General features: G+C 64.5%; 11 protein-coding genes and 1 pseudogene. 9 read left to right on the forward strand and 3 right to left on the reverse strand.

Annotation, left to right across the window (positions count from 1 at the left end):
• The 9 genes and pseudogenes from truB to urtE form a co-directional block, all read left to right on the forward strand.
• Positions 1–329: pseudogene (gene truB, locus Q0632_RS20945) on the forward strand (tRNA pseudouridine(55) synthase TruB); the annotation flags it as partial.
• The gene (typA, locus tag Q0632_RS20950) at positions 326–2,152 is read left to right on the forward strand and encodes a translational GTPase TypA (protein WP_298933880.1); all 1,827 of its coding nucleotides are present in this window, start codon (positions 326–328) and stop codon (positions 2,150–2,152) included. The pseudogene truB and the gene typA, both read left to right, overlap by 4 nt.
• A 133-nt stretch (positions 2,153–2,285) precedes the next feature.
• Complete coding sequence (locus tag Q0632_RS20955) at positions 2,286–3,161, forward strand: DMT family transporter (protein ID WP_298933883.1); 876 nt, start codon at positions 2,286–2,288, stop codon at positions 3,159–3,161.
• Positions 3,134–4,177: a 3-hydroxyisobutyryl-CoA hydrolase gene (locus Q0632_RS20960; RefSeq protein ID WP_298933884.1), complete on the forward strand. Its 1,044-nt coding sequence runs from the start codon at positions 3,134–3,136 to the stop codon at positions 4,175–4,177. Before Q0632_RS20955 ends, Q0632_RS20960 begins: the two co-directional genes overlap by 28 nt.
• Positions 4,178–4,399: 222 nt before the next feature.
• Positions 4,400–5,668: an urea ABC transporter substrate-binding protein gene (gene urtA, locus Q0632_RS20965; protein ID WP_298933886.1), complete on the forward strand. Its 1,269-nt coding sequence runs from the start codon at positions 4,400–4,402 to the stop codon at positions 5,666–5,668.
• A gap of 164 nt (positions 5,669–5,832) precedes the next feature.
• The gene (gene urtB / locus Q0632_RS20970; protein ID WP_298933888.1) at positions 5,833–7,404 is read left to right on the forward strand and encodes an urea ABC transporter permease subunit UrtB; all 1,572 of its coding nucleotides are present in this window, start codon (positions 5,833–5,835) and stop codon (positions 7,402–7,404) included.
• A 74-nt stretch (positions 7,405–7,478) separates the two neighbouring features.
• Complete coding sequence (urtC, locus tag Q0632_RS20975; RefSeq protein ID WP_298934171.1) at positions 7,479–8,537, forward strand: urea ABC transporter permease subunit UrtC; 1,059 nt, start codon at positions 7,479–7,481, stop codon at positions 8,535–8,537.
• Entirely contained in the window at positions 8,534–9,415 is an 882-nt protein-coding gene (gene urtD / locus Q0632_RS20980; RefSeq protein ID WP_298933891.1) for an urea ABC transporter ATP-binding protein UrtD, read from the forward strand. Before urtC ends, urtD begins: the two co-directional genes overlap by 4 nt.
• A 2-nt stretch (positions 9,416–9,417) precedes the next feature.
• Positions 9,418–10,110, forward strand: a complete 693-nt coding sequence (gene urtE / locus Q0632_RS20985; RefSeq protein WP_298934173.1) for an urea ABC transporter ATP-binding subunit UrtE — start codon at positions 9,418–9,420, stop codon at positions 10,108–10,110.
• A 464-nt stretch (positions 10,111–10,574) separates the two neighbouring features.
• Here the strand turns inward: urtE and Q0632_RS20990 are convergent, their stop codons facing one another.
• From Q0632_RS20990 to Q0632_RS21000, 3 genes are all read right to left on the reverse strand, one after another.
• The gene (locus tag Q0632_RS20990; protein WP_298933893.1) at positions 10,575–11,801 is read right to left on the reverse strand and encodes a DUF4382 domain-containing protein; all 1,227 of its coding nucleotides are present in this window, start codon (positions 11,799–11,801) and stop codon (positions 10,575–10,577) included.
• A gap of 146 nt (positions 11,802–11,947) precedes the next feature.
• The gene (locus tag Q0632_RS20995; protein ID WP_298933895.1) at positions 11,948–12,418 is read right to left on the reverse strand and encodes a hypothetical protein; all 471 of its coding nucleotides are present in this window, start codon (positions 12,416–12,418) and stop codon (positions 11,948–11,950) included.
• 145 nt (positions 12,419–12,563) lie between these two features.
• The gene (locus Q0632_RS21000; RefSeq protein WP_298933898.1) at positions 12,564–13,394 is read right to left on the reverse strand and encodes an urease accessory protein UreD; all 831 of its coding nucleotides are present in this window, start codon (positions 13,392–13,394) and stop codon (positions 12,564–12,566) included.
• Positions 13,395–13,405 lie beyond the last annotated feature (11 nt).

A 13,405-nucleotide genomic window follows, 5' to 3' on the forward strand; every position in this document is an offset into this window, starting at 1 on the left:
CGTTTGAGGTGTCGCAATGCGTCACTTTGGACGCGCTGGAGCGCATGCTGGAGGCAGAGCGACGTCACCAGATCCAACCGATAGACACGCTGTTAACGGGTCATGACACCGTCACGCTCGACAGTGAAAATGCCGGTCGTTTTCTCAGCGGACTGCGCCGTCGTGGCGCCTGGCCGGAGGGTGAGCGAATTGCCGTGTATGGCCGGTCGACCAGCGCAGTACAGGCGGCAGTCCTGCTGGGCTCAGCCCATGTCAAGGCGGGCGAACTGATCCCTGGGCGACTGTTGAGCCCCTTAGAGATACAACAGATTTTGGAGAGTGAATCATGAGTCAGAAACAGATCCGTAACATCGCCATCATTGCCCACGTGGACCATGGCAAGACCACCATGGTTGACCAACTGCTGCGGCAGTCGGGCACCTTTGCCGAGCACGAAAAAGTGGTCGATACGGTGATGGACAACAACGCCATCGAAAAGGAACGTGGCATCACGATCCTGGCCAAGAACTGCGCCGTGAGCTGGGAAGGCACGCACATCAACATCGTGGACACCCCAGGCCACGCCGACTTCGGCGGAGAAGTGGAACGCGCGTTGTCCTTGGTGGACGGTGTTGTGCTGTTGATCGATGCCCAGGAAGGCCCGATGCCACAGACGCGTTTTGTGACCAAAAAGGCGCTGGCTCTCGGCCTCAAGCCGATTCTGGTCGTCAACAAGGTGGACAAGCCCGGTGCCAACCCCGACAAGGTGGTGAACGCCGCGTTCGATTTGTTCGACAAGCTGGGCGCCACCGACGAGCAACTGGATTTCCCCGTGGTCTACGCCTCCGGCATCAATGGCTGGTCGTCGTTGGAAGAGGGTGCACCCGGTGAGCAGTGGGGGCCTGACATGTCGGCCCTCTTCAACACCATTCTGAAACACGTGCCGCCGAACTCCGGCGATCCGGCCGCACCCCTGCAGTTGCAGATTTCTGCGCTGGACTACTCCAGTTTTGTGGGCCGCATTGGCGTGGGTCGCATCAGCCAGGGCACACTCAAACCCAGCCAGGATGTGCTGGTCATGGAAGGGCCGGACGGCAAGTCCGTCAAAGGGCGTGTGAATCAGGTGTTGACCTTCCAAGGTCTGGACCGCATGCAAACCCCCCAGGCCGGCCCGGGTGACATCGTGCTGATCAATGGCATTGAAGACATCGGTATCGGCGTGACCGTGACCGACCCGAGCAACCCGGCGCCGCTGCCCATGCTCAAAGTGGATGAGCCGACCTTGACCATGAATTTCTGCGTCAACACCAGCCCCTTGGCCGGTCGCGAAGGCAAATTCGTGACCAGCCGTCAGCTATGGGACCGCCTGCAAAAGGAACTGCAACACAACGTGGCCTTGCGCGTCAAGGAAACTGACGAGGAAGGTATCTTTGAAGTCTCGGGTCGCGGTGAACTGCATCTGACCATCCTGCTGGAGAACATGCGCCGTGAAGGCTATGAGCTGGCCGTGTCCAAGCCGCGTGTGGTGTTCCGTGAGATCAATGGTGAAAAATGCGAGCCGATCGAACTGGTGACTGCCGATATCGAAGAGCAGCATCAGGGCGGGGTGATGCAAGCCATGGGCGAACGCAAGGGTGAACTGGTGAACATGGAGCCCGATGGCCGTGGCCGCGTGCGGCTGGAATACCGCATCCCGGCGCGTGGGCTGATCGGTTTCTCCAACGAATTCCTGAACCTGACACGTGGTTCAGGCCTGATCTCCAACATCTTTGATCGCTATGAACCGCACAAGGGTGACATCGGTGGGCGCAAGAACGGCGTGTTGATTTCCATGGATGACGGCGAAATCTTCACCTACGCCCTGGGCAAACTGGATGATCGCGGCCGTATGTTCGTCAAAGCCAACGATCCGGTGTACGAAGGCATGATCGTGGGTATCCACAGCCGCGACAACGATTTGGTGGTCAACGCCACGCGCACCAAACAACTGACCAACTTCCGCGTCAGCGGCAAGGAAGATGCCATCAAGATCACGCCGCCGATTGAACTCACGCTGGAGTACGGCGTGGAATTCATTGAAGACGATGAGTTGGTCGAAATCACGCCCAAGAGTGTGCGTCTGCGCAAGCGCTTCCTGAAAGAACACGAGCGCAAGCGCGCATCACGGGATTAACCTCCTTGATCCAGTTAGCCCGTGAGTCGGCCTCAGGGCCGCTTGCCTCCAAGGGGAATGACGCCAGTGGCCCGGCAAAGCCGGTTCCACGGCGTCCCGCGAAGGGGATACGGGCGTCAGGCAGCCCCTGCACATGAAACTTACGCACCGGCGCGCGGTCTGGTTGATGGTGGCGGTGACCTTGATGTGGTCCATCGCCGGTATCGTCACGCGCCATCTGGAGTCTGCGCGCAGTTTCGAGGTGACGTTCTGGCGCAGCTTCTTCACGGCGCTGTCGCTGGTCTTCATCCTGCCGTTGTGGCGCGGCCCGGCGACGGTCTGGCAACAACTGCGCGGTGCCCCAGCGGCCTTGTGGTGGTCTGGACTGTGCTGGAGCGGCATGTTCACCTCCTTCATGCTGGCCATGACCATGACCAGTGTGGCGTGTGTGCTGGTGATCTCGGCGCTGAACCCCTTGTTCACCGCCCTGATTGCATGGCTTTTTCTGCGCCAACGGATTGCGGCACACACCTGGCTGGCCATTGTCCTGGCCGGCGCTGGCATGGGCTGGATGTTTGTCGCCCAGATGGCTGGCGACCATTGGTTGGGGTTGTTGATTGCCCTGTGTGTTCCGCTTTCTGCCGCCATCAACTGGGTGGTGGTGCAACAAGCCCACAGTCACGGCAAAGATGTCGATCTGATTCCCTCGGTCCTGGTGGGCGCAGTGATCTCCAGCTTGCTGACCCTGCCGCTGGCACTGCCTTTGCAGGCCACGGCACACGACCTCGGCCTGCTGGCCGTACTGGGGGTGGTCCAACTGGCCATTCCTTGCACCCTGCTGGTGGTGTGCGCGCGTGTACTTCAAGCGCCCGAGGTCTCTTTGCTGGCGCAGTTGGAAATCCTGTTTGGCATCCTGCTGGTCTGGCTTGGCGCCGGGGAGCGCCCTGGCCCCGCCGTGTTGCAAGGCGGGACACTGGTGTTGCTGGCTCTGCTGGCCAATGAATGGATGATTTGGAAGAACAAACCATGAACCACGCGCTGACTGCAACCTGTGACGACGTTTTGACCGAGGTACGAGGGCATCTGGGCTGTATCACGCTGAACCGACCGCGTGCGCTCAACGCCTTGTCCTTGCCGATGATACGGGCCTTGGCAGGGACATTGCTCGCGTGGCGCGACGACCCTCAAGTGCAGGCGGTGGCCATCCGTGGCATGGGCAAAGAAGGTCCGTTCGGCGCGTTCTGTGCGGGTGGGGATATTCGCTTTTTCCACCAAGCCATGCTGCGTGGTGATGCCGAGCTGGAGGATTTTTTCACCGAGGAATACGCACTCAACCACCTGATCCACCACTATCCCAAACCTTACATTGCCTTCATGGACGGCATTGTGATGGGGGGGGGCATGGGCATCAGCCAGGGCGCCGCATGTCGGATCGTGAGAGATCGCACAATGATGGCCATGCCCGTGACCAACATCGGCCTGTTTCCCGTCGTCGGTGGGGGTTGGTTCCTGGCCCGCTGTCCCAGCCAGGGGGGCGTCTGGCTGGCCTTGACCAGCGAGGTCATCGGCGTCGGGGATGCACTGAGTTTGAAACTGGCCGACGTCTGTTTCGATGCCAGCCGATTGGGTCTGGCCTGGGAGGACTTGTCCACCTTGGGGCGGTATGACCCGGCCAGCCTGCAGCAGTGGCAACAAACCTACAGCGTGACACCTGCGCCAGGCACGTTGCCGCTGGCGCAGATCGCCACCGCGATGCCGCGCCAGCAGATCGTCGACCGTCTGGTGAAGGACGCCAACGACGACGCGGCCGTGCTCGAAGCCATGATGGCCCAGTTCCGGCTCACCGCCCGCGAGGCCGAGGTGCTCTACTGGGTCGTCAAGGGCAAGACCAACCGCGACATCGGCGACATCCTGGGCGCCAGCCCGGCCACGGTGAAGAAGCACCTGGAGCGGGTGTTTGCCAAGCTGGGGGTGGAGACGCGCACCGCTGCCGCCGCCATGGCCATCAACCGCATCCGCCAGCTGCATCCGCATTTCGAAGGCTGATTCATCAGCAAAGCGGCCTGAATCCCGCACGGGGACTCCATGGGCAGCTATCAAAACAAGAGTGTTGTTGAGAACCTTCGCATACGCCATGCGGCGTATTTGCGCCAGCCCAGCCGCTGCCCAGAATCAAACCGTCCGCATCCAGTCCCTTCAGGGGGCGCTGCGGCGAAGTTTTCAGGTGATTGATTTCGCGGTTTCCTTACCCTCTTTCAGGAGCACTCAATGCAACGTCGTTTCACACTCAAGGCGCTCACGGCCGCTGTCGCGCTGGCCGGCTCCGGCATGGCCTTCGCCCAGGCCGGTGGCACCATCAAGGTCGGCATCCTGCACAGCCTGTCGGGCACCATGGCCATCTCCGAGACGGTTCTCAAGGACACCGTCCTGATGGCCATCGACGAAATCAACGCCAAGGGCGGCGTGCTGGGCAAGAAGCTCGAGCCCGTCATCGTCGACCCGGCCTCCAACTGGCCGCTGTTCGCCGAGAAGACCAAGCAGCTGCTGGGTCAGGACAAGGTCTCGGTGATCTTCGGCTGCTGGACCTCGGTGTCGCGCAAGTCGGTGCTGCCGGTCGTGGAAGAAATGAACGGCCTGCTGTTCTACCCCGTGCAGTACGAGGGTGAAGAGCTGTCCAAGAACGTGTTCTACACGGGTGCAGCTCCCAACCAGCAAGCCATCCCCGCGGTGGACTACCTGATGTCCAAGGACGGCGGCGGCGCCAAGCGCTGGGTCCTGCTGGGCACCGACTACGTCTATCCCCGCACCACCAACAAGATCCTGCGCGCCTACCTCAAGTCCAAGGGCGTGAAGGAAAGCGACATCGACGAGAAGTACACCCCGTTCGGCCACAGCGACTACCAGACCATCGTTGCCGACATCAAGAAGTTCTCGCAAGGCGGCAAGACCGCCGTGGTGTCGACCATCAACGGCGACTCCAACGTGCCCTTCTACAAGGAACTGGGCAACGCTGGCCTCAAGGCCAAGGACGTGCCGGTTGTCGCCTTCTCGGTGGGTGAGGAAGAGCTGCGCGGTGTCGACACCAAGCCGCTGGTGGGCCACCTGGCCGCCTGGAACTACTTCCAGTCGATCAAGAACCCGACCAACACCGAATTCGAGAAGAAGTGGGCTGCCTATGCCAAGGCCAAGGGCATCGCCGGCCACAAGGACAAGCCGCTGACCAACGACCCGATGGAAGCCACCTACATCGGCATCAACATGTGGAAGCAGGCCGTCGAGAAGGCCAAGTCCACCGAGACCGACAAGGTGATCGCCGCCATGGCCGGTCAGACCTTCAAGGCACCGTCGGGCATCGTCTCCAAGATGGACGAAAAGAACCACCACCTGCACAAGTCGGTGTTCATCGGCGAAATCAAGGCAGACGGCCAGTTCAACGTGGTCTGGAAGACCCCGGGTCCGGTCAAGGCCAAGCCCTGGTCGCCGTACATCGAAGGCAACGACAAGAAGAAGGACGAGCCGGACGGCAAGTCGAAATAAGACCACCCCGAAGCGGCCTGCGGCCGCCTCCTCTCAAGGGGCGCAACCAGCGGACCGGCAAAACCGGATCCGCGGTTGCCCACGAAAAGAGAGAGGTATCGCGGGCCGGCAGGCAAGGGTCTTGCATGGTGGACAGCGGGCTGTCCACCCTACAGGTTCTTTCAATGATCAAACGACTGCTTCTGCTTGCCGCCCTCTGGGCCGCGGGCGCCGCGCAAGCCCTCACCTCCGAGCAAGCGCTGGCCATCGCCGCCGGCGAATCCGACACCCGCGTGCAAGCGCTGGGCAAGGCGCTGGCCGCGGCCGACGACAAGACGGCAGCCTTCATCCAGGCGCTGTCCGACGACGCGGTCAAGGTCGCTGGTGACAAGGTCTTCATCGTCAAGGACGACAAGGCCTTCGACCCCGTCAGCGGCGCGCCCGCCACCCTGCCCGAGGGGGCAGAGGACGTGGTCAACAACAACCGCATGCGCGGCGAGCTCGACGCCGCGCTGGCCTCGCTGCAGCTGTTCTCTAAGGACGCCAAGGTGCGCGCTGCGTCCATCAAGGCCTTGCAGGGCTCGACCGACGCCGCCCGCCTGCCGCTGATCGAGAAGGCCTGGGCCGCCGAAGCCGATGCCGTGCTCAAGGACCAGTTGGGCCTGGTGCGCGCCTCCATCCTGCTGGGCAGCGACGACAGGGCCAAGCGCCTGGAGGCCGCCGAGTTGCTGGGCAAGCAGGGCAAGGCCGAGACCAAGACCCTGCTGAGCGAAAGCCTGCGCGGCGAGCAGGACCCCGAGGTCAAGGCCGCGTTGCAGGCCTCGCTGCGTTCCATTGAAGCTTCGCTGGTCTGGACCGACCGCCTGGGCGCGGCCTTCTCCGGCATCAGCCTGGGCTCCATCCTGCTGTTGGTGGCACTGGGCCTGGCCATCACCTACGGCCTGATGGGCGTGATCAACATGGCCCACGGCGAGCTGATGATGATCGGCGCCTACGCCACCTACGTGGTCCAGGGCCTGTTCCAGAAATTCCTGCCCGGCGCCTTCGACTGGTACCTGGTGGCCGCCGTGCCGGTGGCCTTCGCGGCCTCGGCCCTGATGGGCGCTGCGCTCGAGCGCAGCGTCATCCGCTTCCTCTACGGCCGGCCGCTGGAGACCCTGCTGGCCACCTGGGGCATCAGCCTGATGCTGCAGCAGCTGGTGCGCACCATCTTCGGCGCGCAGAACGTGGGCGTGGAAAACCCCAGCTGGATGAGCGGCGGCGTGGTGCTGTTCGGCAGCCTGCAGCTGCCCTGGAACCGCATCATCATCCTGGGCTTTGCCTTCGCCGTGCTGCTGGGCATGGGCTTCCTGATCGGCCGCACCCGCCTGGGCCTGTTCGTGCGCGGCGTCACGCAGAACCGGCCGATTGCGTCGTGCATGGGCGTCAACACCGCGCGCATCGACACCTACGCCTTCGCCCTGGGCTCGGGCATCGCCGGCCTGGCCGGTTGCGCGCTCAGCCAGGTCGGCAACGTCGGTCCCGACCTGGGCCAGGGCTACATCGTCGACTCCTTCATGGTGGTGGTTCTGGGCGGCGTCGGCCAGCTCGCCGGCACCGTCTACGCCGCCATGGGCCTGGGCGTTCTCAACAAGTTTCTCGAAGGCTGGACCGGCGCCGTGCTGGCCAAGATCGCCGTGCTGGTCTTCATCATCATCTTCATCCAGAAGCGCCCGCAAGGCATCTTCGCGATGAAGGGCAGAAGTGCAGAAGCATGATGGACCGCGGACCCGAAACCCTTTCCCCGCCTGCGCCCCTGGTGCTGCCGACGCGGCCCGCCGTGCTCAGCCGCATGGGCTGGAGCGCCTTCGTCGTGGCCCTCATCGTGGTCTGCGCGGTGGCGCCGCTGCTCAACCTGGTCGTGCCCGAGGGCAGCGTCTTCCACATGAGCGACTACGCCGTCGCCCTGGTCGGCAAGATCATGTGCTACGCCATCTGCGCGCTGGCCATGGACCTGATCTGGGGCTACACCGGCATCCTGTCGCTGGGCCACGGCCTGTTCTTCGCGCTGGGCGGCTATGCCATGGGCATGTACCTGATGCGCCAGATCGGCCGCGACGGCAACTACAAGAGCGATCTGCCGGACTTCATGGTTTTCCTCGACTGGAAGACCCTGCCCTGGCACTGGACCTTCAGCGACAGCTTCCTGGCCACCCTGGTGCTGATCGTCGTCGTACCCGGCGTGGTGGCCTTTGTCTTCGGCTACTTCGCCTTCCGCTCGCGCATCAAGGGCGTGTATTTTTCCATCATCACCCAGGCCATGACCTTCGCGGCCATGCTGCTGTTCTTCCGCAACGAGACCGGCTTCGGCGGCAACAACGGTTTCACCGACTTCAAGCGCATCCTGGGGATTGCGATCGCCACGCCGTCCATGCGCATGGCCATCTTCGTGCTCACCGGCCTGACCCTGCTGGGCTTTTACCTGTTTGCCCGCTGGCTGGTGGCCAGCAAGTTCGGTCGCGTGCTGCAAGCCATCCGCGACGCCGAGACCCGCGTCATGTTCTCCGGCTACAACCCCATCGGCTACAAGCTGGCGATCTGGACGCTGTCGGCCGTGATGTGCGGCGTGGCCGGCGCCCTCTATGTGCCCCAGGTGGGCATCATCAACCCAGGCGAGATGAGTCCGGCCAACTCCATCGAGATCGCCATCTGGACGGCCGTGGGCGGCCGCGCCTCGTTGATCGGCCCCATCGTCGGCGCCTTCCTGGTCAACGGCGCCAAGAGCTGGCTGACGGTGACGGCGCCGGAGTATTGGCTGTACTTCCTGGGCGCGTTGTTCATCGCCGTGACGCTGTTCCTGCCCAACGGCGTGGTCGGCCTGGTCAAGAAGCTGTGGGGCAAGAAGGCATGACACCCGATCTGCTCGAACAAGGCGCCAGGCGCGTCGAGGCGCGCATGCAGCAACAGGCAGCGCTGGGCAAGACCGAGTCGGGCGGCCGCGCCGCCGGCTTCTCGCGCATCGCCGCCGCGCCCGGCGTGGTCGACGTCACCCACGGCCGCATCCTCTACCTGGAAGACGTCTGCGTCAGCTTCGACGGCTTCAAGGCCATCAACAATCTCTCGCTGGACATCGCGCCGGGCGAGCTGCGCTGCATCATCGGACCCAACGGCGCCGGCAAGACCACGATGATGGACATCATCACCGGCAAGACCCGGCCCGATTCGGGAACGGTGTTCTTCGGCAGCACCATCGACCTGCTGCGCTACACCGAGCCGCAGATCGCCCAGATGGGCATAGGCCGCAAGTTCCAGAAGCCCACGGTGTTCGAGCAGCTCACGGTGTTCGAGAACCTGGAGCTGGCCCTCAAGACAGACAAGGGTGTCAAGTCCTCGATGTTCTTCCGGCTGGATTCGGCCGCCAGCGACCGGCTCGCCGAGATCCTGCACACCATCCACCTGGCCGACAGCGTGGCGCGCATGGCCGGCAACTTGAGTCACGGCCAGAAGCAGTGGCTGGAGATCGGCATGCTGCTGATGCAGGACCCCAAGCTGCTGCTGCTGGACGAGCCCGTCGCCGGCATGACCGACGAGGAGACGGCGCGCACGGCCGAACTGTTCCTCACGCTCAAGGGCAAGCACTCGCTGATGGTGGTGGAGCACGACATGAGCTTCATCAAGACCATCTCGGAGATCGTCACCGTGCTGTGCGACGGCTCCGTGCTGGCACAAGGCACGCTGGACCAGGTCCAGAACGACGAGCGTGTGGTCGAGGTCTATCTCGGAAGATGACGATGCTCTCAGTCAAGAACGTCAACCAGTACTACGGCGGCTCGCACATCCTGCGCGATGTCAGCCTGGAAGCCCACCTGGGCAAGGTCACGGTGCTGCTGGGCCGCAACGGCGTGGGCAAGACCACGCTGCTCAAATCGCTGATGGGCCTGGTGCCGATCAAGACCGGCAGCATCGAGTTCGACGGCAAGGCCATCCACAACGCCACGCCCTACGAACGCGCCCGCGCCGGCATCGGCTTCGTGCCCCAGGGCCGCGAAATCTTCGCCCGCCTGACGGTGGAAGAGAACCTGCGCATGGGCCTGGCCTACAAGAGCGGCAGCACGCCGGTGCCGGCGGAACTCTACGAGTTGTTCCCCGTACTCAAGCAGATGCTGGGGCGGCGCGGCGGCGACCTCTCGGGCGGCCAGCAGCAGCAGCTGGCGATCGCGCGGGCCCTGGCCGCCAAGCCCAAGCTGCTGATCCTGGACGAGCCCACCGAGGGCATCCAGCCGTCCATCATCAAGGACATCGGCCGCGTCATCCGCATGCTGGCCGACCGCGGCGACATGGCCATCCTGCTGGTCGAGCAGTACTATGACTTCGCCCAGGAACTGGCCGACGACTACTTGGTGATGGAGCGCGGCGAGTTCATCGCCCGCGGCCTGGGCAAGGACATGGAAGCCCAGGGTGTGCGCCAGCTGGTGGCGATCTGACGACAGTGCCAGTAGGCAGCTGCCTACTGCTTGTCGGGCCGCCGTCGCTCAGCTGCAGCGGGGGCAGGGGCTTACTCTGAGGGCATCAACCACCCAAGGAGATTTCCATGCCCATCATTCTCTGGCTTCTCGGCGTTCCCCTGAGCCTCGTGCTGCTGCTGATGCTGTTCGGCGTGCTCTGAGTGCAGCACCCCAACACGCAGGCCTGCCCCGGCGACGGAGCAGGCCTTTTTGCTGGGCGGGCCGCTAGAACGACGCCATGCGGTCGAACAGCAGGCCGAAGGCCAGCACGGCCAGCAGCAGGACAAGGTCGAAGGTGACGGCCGGCAGGTCGTCTGGGTAGTGCTCGAAATACATGCTTCAAGTGTGGCCACCCAGCACGGCGGCGCTCTGTAGGAGGTGGCCGTATGAACAACTGGAAGCACAATGGAACAGACGGGCCAGGGGCCCGTCTGTGCTCAGGGTCAGTACGAGAAATTGACCGTCGCGGCGCTACCGCTGCTGATGTCTGCCGGCTTGCTCAGTGTTGCGCGGCCGGGCGCCTGTGTTTCCAGGGTGTATTTGCCTGCCGCTGCTGTGTCGGCCGTGAAGGCCAGTGCGGCGGACGTTGCGTAAGCTGCCTTGACCGGGGCGCCGACGGGCAAGCGAAGACTGTAGGTTCCCAGCACGCTGTCCACACCCTGGGCCGCGACCTGGATCGCTGGTCCGCCGGCCAGGCCCTGCAAGGCGCGCACGGAGGCATCGGTCACGGGCACAGTCGTCGTCCCACTGCCCGAAGCAGTCGTGGCAGCGACAGCGCCGGTGACCGCTGCCATCGCCGACACGGGTGGCGCGATGGCGGTGGCTGTGCCATTGACCGTGGTGACGCCTGTCAGGGTCGCCACCGGAATGCTCGTGACCACGGCTGTGCTGCGTCCGTCGGAGGTGACGACCAGGGTGTAGCTGCCGGGATCCAGATAGGGAATGCTGAACTTGCCGCTCGTGTCAGGCGCGGTGGAGCGCACGATCACGCCATTTTGCTGGGCCGAGACCGTTGTGGCGCCCGCCGTCAGTGACGTGCTCACGTAGCCCTGGATGGCCGTGGTCAGGCGGGGTACCACGGTCACCACCGGCTTGAGGATGTACTGGCCGGAGTTGCCGGCTTTCACGACGGACTTGCAGGCGTCGAAGTCCAGCACCATGTCGGCCAGCTGGCCCGACGCGATGTTGAAATGGGCCTGCAGCTTCAGGCCGCTTTGCTGCGCGCTGGGGGTCTTGAGGTCCACCAGGGCGCCGCCGGTCACTTGCGCGGCGTTGGCAAAGGCGGCCGTGCTGCTGTTTTCGGCGAGCACCAGCCGGACTTGGGAGTAGTGCCCGGCAGCCAGCGGCATCGAGCCCAGTTCTTCCAGGACGCCATTGGTCAGTGACAACAGGTCCATCCTGCGTGGGGGAGACAGCGTCAGGTCGGACCAGCCGCTTTCAGCGTCGCCGGCGTTGGGGCTTTGGTGGACCCGGACCTTTTCGACCGTGACGAAGATGCTGTCGTAGCCGCAACTGGGCGCGTCCGTGATGGCGACCCGCAAGGTCCCGGGGGCAGCGCCGGTGTCACCGCCGCCACCGCCACCACCGCCGCAGGCCACCAGGGCCGTTGCCGCAGCCAGGGCCGCCAGCCAGCGCATGGGCCGCTGTGTCATCGTGGTTTGTGATTTCATTTTTGTCATCCTTCGTTGTGGGAAGCCCATCGTAGGGAGGCATTTCTGTTGCGTTTGTGAAGCCGCGTAACAGTCGGCATGGCGGACGGCAAAAAAAAATGGCGGGTCCGTGACCCGCCATTGCGATGCTTAATTTTTTGTCTGGCTTATTGCGCCGGCACCAGTACCACCGGGTCGCTGGTCTTGGGCTCGATGGTCACCGAGCTGGCGCCCGCAGGCAGGACCACGGTCTCGACCTCGCGCAGCACGCCGCCGGCGGCCACGCTGCCGGTGGTGCTGCCGTAGCCCAGCACACGGGCCTGGCAGGCCGACTTCTCTTCGCCGGCCAGCACGTCGCAGCGGGCCTTGGCATTGGATTCAAAGCTGCCATTGGCGTTGTCCAGCACGCCGCGGCGCTTGTCGGCCTGGGCGTTGCGGGCTTCGCGCAGGCAGGTGGCCTGGTCCTGCTGGGTCTTGCCGCTCATGCAGGACTGCACTTCGCTCTGGTAGCTGCCCGTGGCATCGATGCCGGTGGTGCCGGTGGCGACCTGGGCGGTGGCGGCGGTCACCGCCAGCAGGGCCGCGATACCGAAGGAGACGAGGCTCTTGCGGGAATGGGTGGAATGCTTGGCGTTCATGTCTGTGCTCCTGGACGGATGGGATTCAATGACTGCAGTCTAGGAATCCGGCCGGGTTGCCAGGGCAGGAGAGGGCAGCGCCTTGACGGCGGCTGAATGCCGGTGATGCCGTAGGACGGGGCCGTCAGGGGCGACCCTTGGCCAGCTACAGCGCCCAGGTGCGCGGCTGGCGGGCCGGCAGGCTCCACAGGGCGGGCCGCCAGGCGTCGCGCACGGCCTTGAGCAGGGCGATGGCCGGCTCGACCAGGGGCGCCAGCACCCGCACCACCAGCACCTGGGGGCCGGCGGCGGTGGCGCCGGCCTGTGCCGCCAGCGGATGGGCGGCGATCACCTGGCGGGCCAGGTCCAGCGCCTGTTCGCGCCGGGGCCGCGCCAGGGCTGAGCCTGTGGCCAGGTAGAGCGTGGCCATGCAGCGCTGGCCGGCCAGGCCCAGCGGCCCGTCCATCAAGCGTTTGTCCAGCGCGTCGATGCGGCCGCGCTCCAGCCAGGCGCCGGCCAGTTCCATGTGTTGCTGCAGGCTGCCCTGCGCGAAGGGCTGGCCGGCCTCGGGCAGGCCCAGAGCCGTCACATCCCAGCCCAGCATCTCGGCGCCGGGCGCCAGCTCCATTTCCAGCCGGTTCTCAGCCCGGCAGCCGCTGTAGCAGATGGCCTCCAGCGGCAGCCATTCCAGGCGCGCGCCTTCGTCCAGCACGATGCGCGTGCGCTGCAGCGCCAGCTCGCCCTGCGAGCGGTAGAAGCGCGATGCGCCTGGCGTGGTGAGCAGGCCGTGCGTGCCGGCCGCGCCATGCACGCTGATGTCCAGCACGTCGCCGCCGACGATGCCGCTGGGCGGATGAACCAGCACGTTGTGGCAGATGGCATCGCCCTCGGGATACAGGCTTTGCAGGATGCGCAGCGGGCCTTCGTGCACGAAGCGGGCGACGCAGCGACCGCTTTCGAGGCTGTAGTCCAGGGAGAGACGGGCGTGCCAGGGCATGCGGCGAGTCT

The sequence above is a fragment of the uncultured Ramlibacter sp. genome (assembly GCF_936925435.1).
Classification (GTDB): domain Bacteria; phylum Pseudomonadota; class Gammaproteobacteria; order Burkholderiales; family Burkholderiaceae_C; genus Ramlibacter.